The following is a 14,655-nucleotide window of genomic DNA, read 5'->3' as shown; positions in this document are numbered from 1 at the left end:
TGTGAATGTTGCATCATGGGCGCATAACCCAAACACATTCCTATCCTTCGATTTCCCAACGATCCAAACGCCTGCCGCTGGGGAGCCTGCTCGCTCTCTCAACAGCAGGCTTCCTGACGACGATGCTCGAGGCGATACCCGCCGGGATCCTTCCCGCCCTCAGAAGCGGAATGGGGGTGACCGAGACGGCGGCAGGGCAGACGGTAACGGTCTACGCGATCGGTTCGCTAACCGGCGCAATCCCCATCATCGGTGCAAGCATGGGCTGGCCCCGCCGCCGCCTGCTTGCCATTGCCCTCGCCGGCTATGTGGTGACCAGCCTCGTCGTCGCCATTTCTCCAGCTTTTGCACTGACCTTGATCGCATGCTTCGCTCCCGGCATCTTCGCCGGCGTCCTGTAGGGGATCCTCACGGATACGCCAGTCGCCTGGTAGATCCCGAGCAGCGGGGGCGCGGGGTCACCATCGCCCTGGACGGCACCCCGATTGCCCTCGCCTTGGAAACACCCGCGGGCGCACTCCTCCCCGCAGCCTTCGGCCGGCGGCATGGCGTCCCTGCACCGCTTCACATCTAAGGAACGCTCATTAGCGAGCGCAACATGATCCTCGGAATGCCCCAGGTTCGAGGCCGGGAGCTGTCGATGGTTTCTGGATGCCTGTGGACATTTAGGAGGACGGGATCGACACCTTCGTCGACGAAGTCGTGCCGATCCAGCGGGAAAGCGGCCTTGCTGGACTCCGACTACGAAGGCACCACCCTCCGCGCACACCTCGGCGTCCCCGAGCAGTACGGGCTCGACCCGAGGCTGCAGTAGGCACGGGCCTCCTCCTCAGGGCATCCAGAGCCGCAGGGCGGTTTGCGATTCGTAGCCTTTTCCTTGCGGAAAGGACACGAGTTCGAATTGCATCCCCCACGGCGCCAGGAAGTAGATCCAACGCTGGCCCTTGCTGGCTCCAGAACTCGAGGTCGGTTCCCCAAGTACCCGAATCCCCTGGCCTTTGAGGTAGTCGACAGCTACGTCGAGATCCTCGACGTAGAAGGCGAGGTGATGACCGCCAATGTCACTGTTGCGGGGCTGTTCCCGCCGTTGATCCGGGGAGGAGTAATTGAAGACCTCGAAATTCGCCCCGTTGAAGCACCGGTAAAAGCGAATTTCCACCAGAGTCGCCTCCGGGTGGACATTGAGCTTCGTCCGCATTAACCCGGGGTCCTGCGGATAGGGCCCCAGCGAGTAGACATGCTGGCACCCAATAACGTTGACGAAGAATTCGTGAGCCTGTTCCAAGTCGGGAACAGTGAATCCGATATGGTCGGTCCCCCGTATACCCGGCAGACCGCGCACTTCTTGAAGGGCAACAGATTCATGTTCAGCGTCCTGGCTCATATCCTTATCCGGCTGGCTAGCTCTGGCGATCAAAAATTTCAGGGTGGTCAAGCAGGGCAATTCGGGTCTTCCGGACATGCATCGCCAGCAGTTCCTCCGCCGAGCGGATGTCGCGCCGGCGGATGGCCGCCAGGAGGAGGCGATGTTCCAAATTCGTGTCTTCGAGTCCCTCAGGGCCGATGAGCTGGACGTACGCGCGCCGATAGTGCTGCGTGGTGTTCCAGAGCCTTTCGACCATCTCCAACAAGGTTGGCATGCCCGCGTCCTGAAAACTTAGCAGGTGGAATTCGCGGTCCAGCTCGACGAAGTCCTCCACCACCGTGCAGTTCTCCATCTCCTCCGCCAGCCGGCTGAGCCGATCCATGGTTTCCACACTGACGCTGTCGATAGCTTGCCCCAGCGCGAGCGGCTCGATGCGTTCACGGATCAGATATGTCTCCTGGCACTCAGCGAGGTTCATGGAACTGACCCACGCCCCGGAGGAGGCAACCAGCGTGACGAGCCCATGCGATTCAAGAATGCGCAACGCTTCACGAATCGGCAGCCTGCTCACGCCGAACTCTTCCGCGATCTGCTCCTGGCGGATCCTCGCGCCGGGCGCAAGGTGTCCGTCGAGAATCCTTTGACTCAGTTCATTTGCGATGCGCTGACTTGCAGCGCCCGATTTCTTCAACAGCACAGCTTCGATGGCCATATCTACAGCATACGTACTCCGGCCGATTGGATCCATTCGACCCACGAAAGGGCCTCTAAACAGCAGATTGGCCTTGCATTGGATCCAATCACTGCCCTATGGTGGGACGAACGCATAAGCCCTGCACGTACGCCCCTTGGGAGCCATAGATGTCAACCATTACGCCTTTGACCTACTCGACAGAGTGCACAGAGCTGCGGACAACCCGAGAAGACTGGGACGCAGCAGCTCCGGAATTGCTCGAATCCATGCTGGTGCAGATGCACACCATCCGGATTTTTGAGGAAGTTGTCCTGCAGCTGGCAGCAGAAGGCCTGGTGCACGGGCCCGCCCACTCCAGCATTGGCCAGGAGGGAGCGGCCGTGGGATCCGTCCTGGCGCTGCGCGGTGCTGACGGCGTCAACGGCACCCACCGGGGCCACCATCAATTCCTGGCCAAAGGTCTTGCGTATCTATGCCCGAACGGCATGTCGATAGTGGACGGGATAAAGGACGACCGGGTAACGGAGTTCATCCGGCGAACCATGTCCGAAATTTTGGGCCTCAAGGCGGGATTCAGTGGTGGCCGGGGCGGCTCAATGCACTTGCAGTGGCTCGAGGCAGGAGCTCTAGGCACGAACGCCATCGTCGGCGGCGGCGTGCCCCTTGCCGCGGGCAATGCCTGGGCCCAGCGCCACGACGCAGAGGTGCATGCCGACGGCGGTCAGGCAGACGGGATGGGGGTCACCGTGACCTATTTCGGTGACGGTGCCTCGAACATCGGGTCGACGCTTGAGACCCTGAATCTGGCGGCGGCATGGCGCCTGCCGCTGTGCTTCTACATCGAGAACAATCTCTACGCCGTCTCCACCCACGTTGCCGATGTAACCGGTGAACCCCGGCTCGCGGCTCGTGGCCCTGGTTTTGGCATCCGGTCCTGGCGTGTGGACGGCATGGATCCCCTCGCGGTCTACTTGGCCCAGGAAGCAGCCGTGGCACACATGCGTGCCGGCAAGGGTGCCACCCTGATCGAGGCGGAAACCTACCGCTATTTCCATCAGAACGGCCCCTTCCCCGGCAGCGCCTTCGGCTACCGAAGCAAGGAAGAGGAGAAGCAATGGCGCGACCGCGACCCGTTGGCCAGGCTGGCCACAGAGATGACCCGGCGCGGACTCCTCACCGACGAACAACTGGGTGACCTCACCTCGCAGATCACGGAGCACATTACCCGGATTGTTGACGGAATCACGGAGAAGGATCCGGAAAGCACCAAAGCCGCCCGCCGGATTCGCCCCGTGCTCTGGCCGGATCCCGCCGCCGTGGATACCGACATCAGGAGCGAACCGGCCCTGACCCGATCAACCTCCGGGGAACAGACGGGCGCCGGCACCGAGGAGCGACGCTTCGTGGATGCAATTGCAGATGTACTGGGGCGCCGGATGGACGTGGACCCCGGTGTGCTGGTCATGGGAGAGGACGTTCACCGGCTCAAGGGCGGCACTAACGGGGCCACCCGCGGGCTTAAGGACGCTTATCCCGACCGGGTCCTGGGTACGCCAATCAGCGAGAACGCCTTCGCGGGCCTGGCAGGCGGCCTGTCCATGACGGGGCGCTACAAACCGGTCGTTGAATTCATGTACTCGGACTTCCTCTGGGTCGCCGCTGACCAGATTTTCAACCAGATCGGCAAGGCCCGGCACATGTTCGGCGGCCAGTCCGCGATGCCTGTGGTTCTGCGCTCCAAGGTTGCAATGGGCGCCGGCTATGGCTCCCAGCATTCCATGGATCCGGCGGGTATCTTTGCCAACAACCCGGGCTGGCGCATCGTAGCGCCGTCAACACCGCACGACTATATCGGGCTGATGAATACTGCTTTGGAACTCCAGGACCCCGTACTGGTGCTTGAGCACGTCGATCTCTACGGGACCAAGGGAGACATCCCCGCGGGGAATCTCGACTACCAGTTGCCCGTTGGCAAGGCTGCCGTGCGCCGGGCCGGCGAAGGCGTCACCGTACTGAGCTACCTGAACATGGTGGGTGTTTCGCTTCAGGCTGCCGGGCAGCGCCTCGATCTCGATCCCGAAATCATCGATCTGCGGTGGCTTGACCGGGCCTCGCTGGACTGGGACACGATCGGCGCCTCAATCCAGAAGACCAACAACGTCCTGATCGTCGAGCAGGGTGCCCGCGGCACCTCGTATGGTGGCTGGCTGTCCGACGAGATCCAGCGCAGATTCTTCGACTACCTCGACCAGCCCATTCAAAGGGTCACGGGCAAGGAAGCCGCGCCGAGCATCTCGAAAGTCCTTGAGGCTGCCGCCAACGCCGATATCGACGACGTCCTTGCCGGCTTCGACGAAATAGCCCGCAACCTCGGCCGTTCCTGAACCGGATCCATCGAAGGATATTCACCATGGCAACCATCATCACCATGCCGGCCGTCGTCGCAGACGCCACCGAGGCAGCCCTCCAGGACTGGCTCGTGAAAATAGGCGACACCATCGCCGCCGGACAGCCCATCGCCGAAATTGAGACTGAAAAGGCCACTGTTGAACTACAGGCTGAGTTTCCGGGCACCATCGGAAGGCTGTTAATACAGCCGGGAACTTCCGTGGGTGTCGGTGAGCCCATTGCTGTGCTCGTGGAAGCGGGGGAAGACGACGCGTCCATAGACAAACAGATCGCCTCCGCCGGCGGCGCCGCGCACAGCCTTGCAGAGCATCCCGTGCCGGAGGACACTGAAGCACCGACAACCCGGCGGGATACGCGGCCTGCGGCTCCGGACGCCAGCCAGGAACCGTCCCGTAATGCTCAAGGACGGGACTCGCGCATATTCGGGTCACCCCTGGCCCGAAAGCTCGCAAAGGAAATGGGCATCGACCTTTCAGCCTTGGCGGGCTCCGGACCCAACGGCAGGATCCTGCGCGGAGATGTTGAAGCTGCCGGAAGGCAACAAGCAGCAGGCCCGCAGCCCGTCCCCAAGGCGGAAGAACTCCTCCCCGCTGCCTCAACGGCTTTGTCGCAGACGGCGGGCATGCAAAACTTCCAGGACGTACCGCTCTCAGGCATGCGCAAGGCCATCGCACGGCGGCTGACCGAGTCGAAGACGACCGTTCCCCATTTCTATGTCTCAATCGACGTCGAAATGGACGCCCTCCTGGCTTTACGCAAGCAAATTAACCAGGACTCCCTCCCTGCGGGCCAGAAGGCAACCGTCAATGATCTTGTCCTGAAAGCCCTGGGAGGTGCCCTTGTAGACGTGCCCGCCGCAAACGCGTCATGGCAAGGAGGCGCCATCCGCCGCTATTCCACCGTCGATGTCTCAGTGGCCATCGCGACGACAGACGGCCTGCTGACACCGGTGGTCCGCGGCTTGGAAAACCTCTCCCTCAGCTCCCTGGGCAGAACCATGGGTGACTACAAAGAACGTGCCGGCGCCGGCCGGATCCGGCAGCAAGAACTCGACGGCGGGTCCTTCAGCCTCACGAACCTGGGAATGTACGGAACACGGGAGTTCTCGGCCATCCTCAACCCACCCCAGGCAGGGATCCTGGCCGTCGGGGCTGCAGAGCAGCGCCCGGTGGTGCGCTCCGGCCAGTTGGCAGTTGCCACGGTCATGAGCTGTACTCTCTCCGCGGACCACCGTGTTATCGACGGCGCGGTGGCAGCCCAATTGCTGGGCGCGTTCAAGACCCGCATAGAGAACCCGCTCAGCATTCTCCTTTAATTCCAGCCAGGCCGGCCAGCCCGCGTCCTTCTGGTGACCCGGGCCCCCATCCTGCGGCCCGGGTCAGTGACCAACTGAATTCCTGTTGCGCAAAGACGCGGCATCCAGCGAAAAGGTTTTATCCATGACTCAAGTAACAGCCGAGCAAGACGAGTTGCCAGGGGACCCGCTGCCATCCCTCAAGTCCGCTGGCCACGTCATCGTTGATACGCTGGCCGCCCATGGCATCAAGCGGGCCCATGTGGTGCCGGGCGAGAGCTTCCTTGACGTTCTTGACGGACTCCACGACTCGCCCATCGAAACCATCGTGTGCCGCCACGAGGGTGGAGCGACGTACATGGCAGAGGCTGACGGGAAGATGAACCAGCTGCCCGGCATTGCGATGGTTACCCGTGGTCCCGGCGCTGCCAATGCCCACGTTGGACTGCACACCGCGTGGCAGGACTCCACCCCCATGGTTCTGTTCGTGGGGCTGATCCCCTTCGCCCATAGGGACCGCGAGGCCTTCCAGGAATTCGATATCAAAGCCTGGTTCGATACCGGCGCGAAGCGCGTGATGGTCCTGGACCACGCCGCACGCGCTTCCGAAATCGTCGCGGAAGCCCTGTTCGCGGCGATGAGCGGACGGCCCGGCCCTGTCGTCGTCGGCCTGCCCGAAGACGTTATCCGCCAGCAGATCCCCGCCGAACTCCATCCACCCATCCCGGTCGCCACCGGTGGAATGACCACCGTGGACGCGGCCGCGCTGGCCGATGCCCTGGCCGCATCAAGCAAGCCATTGTTCGTCACCGGCGGCAATGACTGGACGCAAGAAGGGGCGGATCAGCTCACACGCTGGCTGGAGAAGCACCACATTCCTGCAGCGGCCGAGTGGCGCACCGAGGGCACCATCCCGTTTGATTCCCCCTCTTACGTTGGCCCCATAGGCTATGGCCGTCCGCGGCCCACCTATGACCTGCTCGAAGAAACTGACCTGCTGGTTTTTGTGGGCACAGTCCCTGGTGACGTGATTACCGATGGATTTCTTTGCCGCCAGGACTGGTCAAAAAAGAACTTCCTGGTCACTATCGACCCATCGCTTCGTGGCCGCTCGGGACCCGTCTCGTACCAAATTGTCGCCAAGCCAGATGTATTCGTCCGCGACCTCGCGAAGATCGAGCTTCCCGTCAAAGATGAGTGGAAGAGTTGGACGGCAAAGATGCGTGCGGAGCAGGTTGCCTTCGCCGCCCTTCCCTCAGCGACGCCGTCCGATGGTCCAGCTCGCATGGACACCCTGATGGCCAACCTCGTCCCCACCCTCCCGCATGACGCCATGATCACACTGGGCGCAGGCGAGCACACGAACTGGGCCCACCGCTACTTTCCCACCCAGCGCTACGCCTCGATGATCAGTGCCCGCAACGGCTCCATGGGCTACTCGGTACCGTCCGCTATCGCCGCTTCATTGGAATACCCCGGCAGGCGCGTGGTGACGATCGCCGGAGACGGGGAATTCCTCATGAACGGCCAGGAACTGGCCACCGCGGCCCAATACGGCGCCACCCCTCTGGTCATCGTGATGGACAACCAGGAGTACGGGACCATCCGCACACATCAAGAACGGCATTACCCCGAACGTGTTTCGGGCACCCAATTGAAAAACCCGGAGTTCGCGCTCATGGCACAGGCCTTTGGGGGTGTCGGCATCAAGGTGGAACGCGATGCTGACATTCTTGCCGCTATCACAGCGGCGCTGAGAGCCATCGACGAGGACCGCGTCTTCGCGCTCATCCATTTGGTGGTTGAGCAGCGGGTCAAAGCCTACTAACCCACCCCCCACCGCCCTCCGACCCGGTGGTTGAGCCTGTCGAAACCCACCCACGGTGGTTGTGCCTGCCGAACCCCTATACCTGCTAAGGACTTCCCTTTATGACTGTCTCCGCGCTTTACCCTGCCGTTTCAACCGAACGTGAAGCTGCCTTGCTCGCCGCTGTTCCTACCGGCCTTTTGATTGACGGGCAGTGGCGTGAGGCGTCCGACGGCGGCACATTCGACGTGCACGACCCCGCCACCGGTGAGGTGCTCGCCACCCTCGCCTCCGCGACGAGCGAGGACGCCCTCGCCGCCCTGGACGCCGCCGACAAGGCCCAGGCCTCCTGGGCGCGCACCGCGCCGCGGATGCGGGCCGAGATCCTGCGCCGCGCTTTTGACCTGGTCACCGAGCGGGCCGAGGACTTCGCCCTGCTGATGACCCTGGAAATGGGCAAGCCCCTGGCCGAGGCCCGCGGCGAAGTCACCTACGGCGCCGAGTTCCTGCGCTGGTTCTCCGAAGAAACCGCCCGCGACTACGGCCGCTACCTCACCACCCCCGAGGGCAAGAACAAGATCCTGGTCCAGCACAAACCCGTCGGCCCCTGCCTGCTCATCACCCCCTGGAACTTCCCCCTGGCCATGGCCACCCGAAAAGTAGCCCCCGCCGTCGCAGCCGGCTGCACCATGGTCCTCAAACCCGCCAAACTCACACCGCTCACCGCCCAGTACTTCGCGCAGACCATGCTCGACGCCGGGCTGCCCGCCGGAGTCCTCAACGTCGTCCCCTCCTCATCCGCCTCCGGCATTTCCGGGCCCCTGCTCGCCGACCCGCGGTTGCGTAAGGTTTCCTTCACGGGCTCCACCCCGGTCGGCAAACGCCTGATGGCCGACGCGGCGCAGAACGTGCTGCGCACCTCCATGGAACTGGGCGGGAACGCCCCCTTCATCGTGTTCGAGGACGCCGACCTTGATAAAGCCGTCGAAGGTGCCATGGCCGCCAAAATGCGAAACATGGGCGAAGCCTGCACCGCCGCCAACCGGTTCCTGGTCCAGGAATCCGTCGCAGCCGAGTTCACTGCCAAGTTCGCCGCTGCCATGGGCGCCCTCGCTACCGGCCGCGGCACCGCACCCGATACCCAGGTCGGTCCGCTCATCGATGCCGGCGCAAGAGAGGACGTGCACGCTCTGGTGAGTGCCGCCGTCGACGCCGGAGCCACCGCCGTCACCGGCGGCGCACCGGTGGACGGTCCCGGGTACTTCTACCAGCCCACAGTCCTGGCTAACGTGCCCAACGACGCGGTGATCCTGGGCCAGGAGATCTTCGGTCCCGTCGCCCCCGTCACCACCTTCAAAACCGAGGAAGACGCCATCCGGCTCGCCAACGCCACCGAATACGGCCTCGCTTCCTACCTCTACAGCCGGGACTTCAACCTGCTCCTGCGCGTTGCCGAGCAGATTGAGTTCGGCATGGTCGGATTCAACGCGGGCGTCATTTCCAACGCCGCAGCACCCTTCGGCGGCGTCAAGCAGTCAGGCCTTGGCCGCGAAGGCGGGACCGAAGGCATCGCGGAATACACCACCACCCAATACATCGGCATCGCGGACCCCTACGCGAACTAGCCCCGCATAACAGTGAAGCGCCTGCCGGCCCCGTAAATGGGGCCGGCAGGCGCTTCACTGTTAGCTCAGGAACGCATGCCGCTGCAGGTGTAGGGCTACCGGCAGAATTCCGTCGCCGGGCTGTCCACCCAGTCCTTGTAGATCGGGTCCTCAGGATGCCACGCTCCCCAGTGCGAGACTCGAGGGACATTCACAATGTCCCAGTCCGAGTTGACGGGCCGGACGTCGATCCAGTCCCAGATGCACGTCCGATGAAGGATTTTCCACACGCCATCGCGCTTCTCACACAAGTCGCGGTAGCGGCCGGCCTGGAACATGGTTACCTCGGGGTCCTTGAACGGGACAACACAGACAAACATGCTCTCGCGCTTTGCCCGGGTGCCGTCAATCTCCGACAGGACATTGGAAATGTGGTGGCTGCAGCTATGGATCTTGTCGTGCCAGGTCATGGCAGCATCAGCCCACTCCTGGCCGTTTCCAACGTAGCCGCCGTGATTATCAAATGAATCGGGCCAGTAGGTGTGTGATGTCTCATCACATCGTTGACACTTCATGTCTCAACTGATCGTGGACAGTTCGTGTCTCAGGACTTCGTGGACGGTTGCTCGGCCGGGCCGCTGAGGCCGATGTAGACGGTTCCTTTGGGCGGGCGCGGGTGGCTGATGATTTCCGTTCCCCGGGCGTCGAAGAACATGATGGTTGCGTCGTCGTAGAGGACATGGACCTGTTGGCCTGCGTGGCTCGTACCGATGTAGAAGTGCATCCCGATGACCGTGACTTCGCCCTGACGCCCTACCTTCCGTTGCACGCTCTGGCGCGGGGTGGGTTTGCGGGTCTCGGGCGTCGGGGGTTCGGGCGGCAGGGCTGTCGCGGTGGCGTTCCAGGCCTCGGCCGGGGTTGTGCCGGGCGGCAGCGCCTGATGCTCCCTTTCGGTGTTGTAGTAGGTGTCGAAGACATCGACACGGGCCTGCAGTTCCTCGATGGTCGCGGCTTGGGCATGGCGGTTCAGGTAGGTGTGGAGGGTTCGGTGGAAGCGTTCGTTCTTGCCCTGGGTGGTGGGTTTGTAGGGTTTGCCGGTGATCGGCTCGACGCCGAGGGTTTTGAGGTATTCCACCAGGGCGCCGGTGCGGCCCCTCCGGGTGGGATTGAACGCTGCCCCGTTGTCCGACAGGAACTTTTGGGGCACTCCGTGGCGATCGATAGCTACTCGCACCACCTGGATGGCCGCCTCGGATGTCTCTGCGTCTGCGACCAAAGATGCCAGTGCCAGGCGGGAATGATCATCGATGAGCTGGAAAATGGCCACCTTGGTTCCGCCGGCCAGCAGCCACTGCGTGGAGTCGATCTGCCAGCATCCGTTGGGTTCCGGATAGACGAATCTTTGGTAGGCGCTGCGCGGTTTCTTCCTCGGTTCCGGGACCACAGCCCCGGCCCGGGTGAAGATCCGGGCCAGGGTGGCACGTGATGGCGGCTGGACCCCTTGGCGCCGCAGTTTGGCAGCGACGCTCAGCGGTCCATGATCAAAGCCGAGGCTCTTGAGGGACTCCCGCGTCGAGAGAGCCAGCTGCGCCAATGAGTTGTCGATCCTAGCCGGGCTGGTAGTTGGCCTGGTCGAGGCCGTTTCCAGGGCCTTGATCGGACCCACGGCTGCAGCCGCGGCCCGGATCTTGTAAAACCAGGCCCGGGACACCTTATGACGTCGGCAGAACTGTGTGACCGCACCCCTCTCAGCGTCGTCAGGCCATGTCGCCACCAAGTGCCGGATCTTGATATCGGGCTGCATTTTGCTCATGATCCGAGCAAAACCGGCCCGAGTGTCCACGATGTCCTGAGACACACTGTCCACGATGTCCTGAGACAGAAATGTCCATTAAGTCATGAGACTCAACATCGGGCCAGTAGGTAGACTTCATCAGCTCGCGGTCATGCCGGTCCGCGCCCCTCGCGTACAGCATCAGGTTGTCGTGGAGGGCTTGCTTGTCATACAACTCAGTCAGTTGAGCATCTGTGAGGGACATATATCCAGACTTTCTACTTCAAACGCCAGGCAGCTTCTTTGCTGCCCTCGTTAGAAACAAGGCTAGAAGCAGGAGTTGCTGGACGGGTAGCATCTTGGGCGCCATGCAGTTAAGAAGCAACGCCAGGCGCGGGGCACCGGGACCGCCTCCATTGGCACTTCGCAAGAGCCTGTATGCCCCGCTGGCCTTAGTGCCGCCGTCAAAGGCTTTACCCTAAGGCCAGCAAGCTGGAACCGTTTTAGAAGGTGCGCGCGGCAACCCGCACCGGTTCGGCCCGCTTCAGTGCGTCGCGCAGCCGCTCAGCGGGCACAGGTGCGGCGGGAGCTTCGAGCATGCGTTCGTCCGGGGTTGAGGAGTCCGCCAGGTAAAGTCTTGTGTAGGCAGTGGCTTCCGGCTCGAAACGCCAGCTCTCAGCCAACGTACCCGCGTCCACTGCATCGAAACCCAGTTGCTCGATGAGGCTCATTACTTTGGTCTTGGCAGAGATGTCATCGCCCGCAACGGGAAGGGCGGTGCGATCGGTTGCGCCCGAGGGGCGCGCCAGCTGGGGAATGTGGTGCGCCAGGATGTTGTTGAAGGCCTTGGTCAGCCCGGCTCCCTGGAAGTGCCGTAGGACGAGCTCGCTCGTTGTCAGCCTCTCCTCGTCGAGCTCAGCAACCCTTCCGTCCCGGAACGGGTAGTAGTTGGTCGTGTCGAGTACCGCCTTCCCTTCCAGCAGAGATGCAGGAACGGCGGTGTGCGCCGTCAGCGGCACGGACAACACAACTACGTCTCCGGCCGCTGCAGACTGTTCGATGGTGCCGGCGGCAGCGAGGGGTCCCAACTCTGAGACGAGGCTGGCGAGGGTCTCCGGACCACGGGAATTGGACAGCACTACAGCGATGCCGGCATTCACGGCCAGACGAGCGATGGCAGCACCAATGTTCCCGGTGCCAATGATTCCAAGGGTGGACATATCTATTCCTAATTTGAGAGTCGTGGATGGGGGCGGGGAACCTGAGCGGCGGCCCGTTGTGTGGCACGCACTTCATTGGTGGGCCAGTTCTCAACGCTATCCTATGTTCGCATCAACGTAAACATAGGAGCCATTGCGGATAGAATGGGCACATGGCCAGCCGAACCTCCACCCCCCTGACCCACCCTGACGTTAGCGAACTGGACTTGTTCCGCCTGATGGCGGCCATGACTGACCCCGTGCGGCTGGGGATCGTCATCCAGCTGGCTGACAGCAGCGATGACATCCCGTGCACTGACTTTGCCCTGCCAGTAACAAAGTCCGCCGGAACCCGCCACTTTCGGGTGCTTCGTGAAGCGGGCGTGATCCATCAGCACGACGTCGGTGTCCGCCGCATGAGCCGGCTGCGCAGCGATGACCTGGAAACCCGCTTCCCCGGCCTGCTGAAACTGATCCTCCAGGAGGCGGCCCACTACAACCGCGGGGATCGTCAGGCCTCCTGACGTGGAGCGGCACCCAGGCTCCATCCCGGAACTGCCCCAGGTTCACGCGCCGAAACGATACCCGGGACGTGGCCGGTTGCATCGAGCACGTTGTCCAGCCAGGCCACCCGGTTAGCGAAACGCTTGGCCTTATGTGGAGCGGTCCACCGGTAGGCGTCGTTTTCCCAGTTGATCTTGAGCCGCCGGCGGGACGTCAAGGCAGTGAAAGTGTGGATGAGCCACGGATTCCCCAAAGAGTCGGCCACCACCAAGTCCGGTCCCGGCAGGAGTCCCAGGAGATCTTTGGTTTGCAGACCGGTTTCTTCAGACAACTCTTCCAGGGTCTGCTGTTCAGGCGTGGCACCGGCTTCCATAAAACCGGTAATGCAGTGCCAAAGGCCACTGTCGTGGCCAAGGTTTCCGCTCCTTCTGAATAGGGCAATTTTGTCCCGCCACTGGACGACGGCCGCTATCACGGTACGGTCCGCAGGGATGTCATGCGCAGCGCGCGAGGGAAACCCGACGCCGGACGCCGCATCAATGGCGCTCATATTTTCCTTCCAACGGGCAGCAACCGCTCAGTCCGCTACACGACGTCGATCGACTGAGCGTTGGCAAGCTCGCGGAACTTGGCACCGTGCCAAATGAGCGGCTCGTTTTCGCCGACTCCGAGCTTCTTCACCTCAAGCAGCGCCATCCAGTGATCGCCGGCCTCTGAAACCTCATGGACCGAGCACTCGAGCCACAACGCCGCGTCTTCTATGAACACTGCCCCGTCCTCGCCGACATCAATGGCCACCTGCTCAAAGCGTGCAGCACGGTCCTTGCCTGCGAGCTTGCGGGTCAGATGTCCCTGGCCCTTGCCAAAGATCGAGACTCCGAGTGTGGCAGCATCCTTGATCTGTTCCCATGTCTCCGACGACTTCTGCACAGCGACCGCGACGAGGCACGGTTCGAGCGACACTCCAACCATGAACGAGGACGCGACGAGCGCGTGCTTCTCGTCGCCGGCTTCGACTGCGAGCACCGCCACGCCCGACGGAAATTGCGCGAACGTGCTTCGCACCACCAAAGGGTCGTTGCCGAATGCACTCACCTTCGGCCGCGTCATGAATTTTTGGGTCATTAGTTTTCTTCCTCTCGGTGCGCGATTGGGAGTGATCGCCCTGCGACCACTCCCGGACCGAATACGGCCGGACAGTTATGCAGCGGTCTGGCCGCCGTCGATTGGCAGTGCGACGCCGGTAATGTAAGAAGACTGCTCACTGGCGAGGAATAGGACGGCATTCGCGATTTCTTCTGCGGTCCCGACACGACGTGCAGGCACCATATTGATGAGGTAGTCGGCGGCAGCGGGGTTTTCCGCGAGTGCTTCATCCATCATTGGAGTCCTAATGGGTCCAGGGCAGATGGAGTTGGCGCGGATGTTCTGCGCAGCGTATTCAAGGGCGATGGTACGGGTCAGTCCAAGGAGGCCGGTCTTGGCAGCACTGTAGCTGCCGTAAAGAGGCGTTCCCATCAAGGCTGCGGCTGAAGCCACATTGACTATCGATCCCCCGCCGCGCTCCAGCATCGCCGGAATGGCAAACTTCATCGTGAGGAAAGCACCTCGGAGATTCACGTTGATCATCTTGTCGAAGTCGGACTCCAGCGCCTCATGGTGCTGCACCATCGGAGCATTTGCGCCCGCGATATTGCACAGAATGTCGAGTCCACCGAATTCGCTGATGGCCAGGCTCACCATGGCCTTCGCGTCTGCCGCTTTTGAAATGTCAGCCTGGATCGGTACCGTGCGGTCTCCGAGCTCCACAGCCGTTTTCTCCTGTGCCCCGGAAAAATCCGCCAAGACGATGTTTGCGCCGTGCTGATGAAACAGGCGGGCAGTTGCCAAACCCATCCCGGAGCCGGCACCGGTGACTATTGCGGTCTTGCCTTCGAGTACGTTGCTCATCATTATTCCTTCATGTCCTTTAGTCGTGGGGCATTCCCGGTAGTTGAAGGCATG

General features: G+C 62.3%; 13 protein-coding genes and 1 pseudogene. 6 read left to right on the top strand and 8 right to left on the bottom strand.

Annotation, left to right across the window (positions count from 1 at the left end):
- Window positions 1-5 precede the first annotated feature (5 nt).
- Complete coding sequence (locus LDO15_RS09055) at window positions 6-401, top strand: hypothetical protein (RefSeq protein ID WP_223986184.1); 396 nt, start codon at window positions 6-8, stop codon at window positions 399-401.
- Window positions 402-829: 428 nt separating this feature from the next.
- Here the strand turns inward: LDO15_RS09055 and LDO15_RS09050 are convergent, their stop codons facing one another.
- Together LDO15_RS09050 and LDO15_RS09045 are read right to left on the bottom strand one after the other, a co-directional pair.
- Window positions 830-1,435, bottom strand: a complete 606-nt coding sequence (locus LDO15_RS09050; RefSeq protein ID WP_223986181.1) for a VOC family protein — start codon at window positions 1,433-1,435, stop codon at window positions 830-832.
- Window positions 1,401-2,078 carry a GntR family transcriptional regulator gene (locus LDO15_RS09045; protein WP_223986178.1) on the bottom strand — a complete coding sequence of 226 codons (678 nt, stop codon included), beginning with the start codon at window positions 2,076-2,078 and terminating at the stop codon, window positions 1,401-1,403. The genes LDO15_RS09050 and LDO15_RS09045 overlap by 35 nt, the downstream gene beginning before the upstream one ends.
- Window positions 2,079-2,245: 167 nt before the next feature.
- Between LDO15_RS09045 and LDO15_RS09040 the strand changes: the two genes are divergently transcribed.
- From LDO15_RS09040 to LDO15_RS09025, 4 genes are all read left to right on the top strand, one after another.
- Window positions 2,246-4,444, top strand: coding sequence for a thiamine pyrophosphate-dependent enzyme (locus LDO15_RS09040; protein ID WP_346655987.1), 2,199 nt, complete (start codon window positions 2,246-2,248; stop codon window positions 4,442-4,444).
- Window positions 4,445-4,470: 26 nt separating this feature from the next.
- Complete coding sequence (locus tag LDO15_RS09035; RefSeq protein WP_223986172.1) at window positions 4,471-5,784, top strand: dihydrolipoamide acetyltransferase family protein; 1,314 nt, start codon at window positions 4,471-4,473, stop codon at window positions 5,782-5,784.
- A 124-nt stretch (window positions 5,785-5,908) separates the two neighbouring features.
- Complete coding sequence (locus LDO15_RS09030) at window positions 5,909-7,591, top strand: thiamine pyrophosphate-dependent enzyme (RefSeq protein WP_223986170.1); 1,683 nt, start codon at window positions 5,909-5,911, stop codon at window positions 7,589-7,591.
- Between the two features lie 101 nt (window positions 7,592-7,692).
- Entirely contained in the window at window positions 7,693-9,195 is a 1,503-nt protein-coding gene (locus LDO15_RS09025; RefSeq protein ID WP_223986167.1) for an NAD-dependent succinate-semialdehyde dehydrogenase, read from the top strand.
- Between the two features lie 95 nt (window positions 9,196-9,290).
- On the opposite strand, the gene LDO15_RS09020 is transcribed toward LDO15_RS09025, so the two are convergent.
- From LDO15_RS09020 to LDO15_RS09010, 3 genes and pseudogenes are all read right to left on the bottom strand, one after another.
- Window positions 9,291-9,749: a nuclear transport factor 2 family protein gene (locus LDO15_RS09020; protein ID WP_223986164.1), complete on the bottom strand. Its 459-nt coding sequence runs from the start codon at window positions 9,747-9,749 to the stop codon at window positions 9,291-9,293.
- 3 nt (window positions 9,750-9,752) lie between these two features.
- Window positions 9,753-10,948 (bottom strand): annotated as a pseudogene (locus LDO15_RS09015) (IS481 family transposase).
- 503 nt (window positions 10,949-11,451) lie between these two features.
- Window positions 11,452-12,174 (bottom strand): NADPH-dependent F420 reductase, encoded by a 723-nt coding sequence (locus LDO15_RS09010; RefSeq protein ID WP_223987228.1) that lies wholly within the window; start codon window positions 12,172-12,174, stop codon window positions 11,452-11,454.
- A gap of 146 nt (window positions 12,175-12,320) precedes the next feature.
- Here LDO15_RS09010 and LDO15_RS09005 point away from each other — a divergent pair, with 146 nt between their 5' ends.
- Window positions 12,321-12,671, top strand: a complete 351-nt coding sequence (locus LDO15_RS09005) for a helix-turn-helix domain-containing protein (protein WP_223986161.1) — start codon at window positions 12,321-12,323, stop codon at window positions 12,669-12,671.
- Here the strand turns inward: LDO15_RS09005 and LDO15_RS09000 are convergent.
- From LDO15_RS09000 to LDO15_RS08990, 3 genes are all read right to left on the bottom strand, one after another.
- Window positions 12,659-13,201 carry an NUDIX domain-containing protein gene (locus LDO15_RS09000; RefSeq protein ID WP_223986158.1) on the bottom strand — a complete coding sequence of 181 codons (543 nt, stop codon included), beginning with the start codon at window positions 13,199-13,201 and terminating at the stop codon, window positions 12,659-12,661. The genes LDO15_RS09005 and LDO15_RS09000 overlap by 13 nt on opposite strands.
- Window positions 13,202-13,236: 35 nt before the next feature.
- Window positions 13,237-13,776, bottom strand: a complete 540-nt coding sequence (locus tag LDO15_RS08995; protein WP_223986155.1) for a flavin reductase family protein — start codon at window positions 13,774-13,776, stop codon at window positions 13,237-13,239.
- Between the two features lie 75 nt (window positions 13,777-13,851).
- A complete protein-coding gene (locus LDO15_RS08990; protein ID WP_223986152.1) occupies window positions 13,852-14,601 on the bottom strand; it encodes an SDR family NAD(P)-dependent oxidoreductase in 750 nt (249 codons plus the stop codon).
- Window positions 14,602-14,655 lie beyond the last annotated feature (54 nt).

It is taken from the genome of Arthrobacter sp. NicSoilB8 (genome assembly GCF_019977355.1).
In the GTDB taxonomy this organism is placed as follows: domain Bacteria; phylum Actinomycetota; class Actinomycetes; order Actinomycetales; family Micrococcaceae; genus Arthrobacter.
This window is presented reverse-complemented; position numbering and strand designations above follow the sequence as displayed.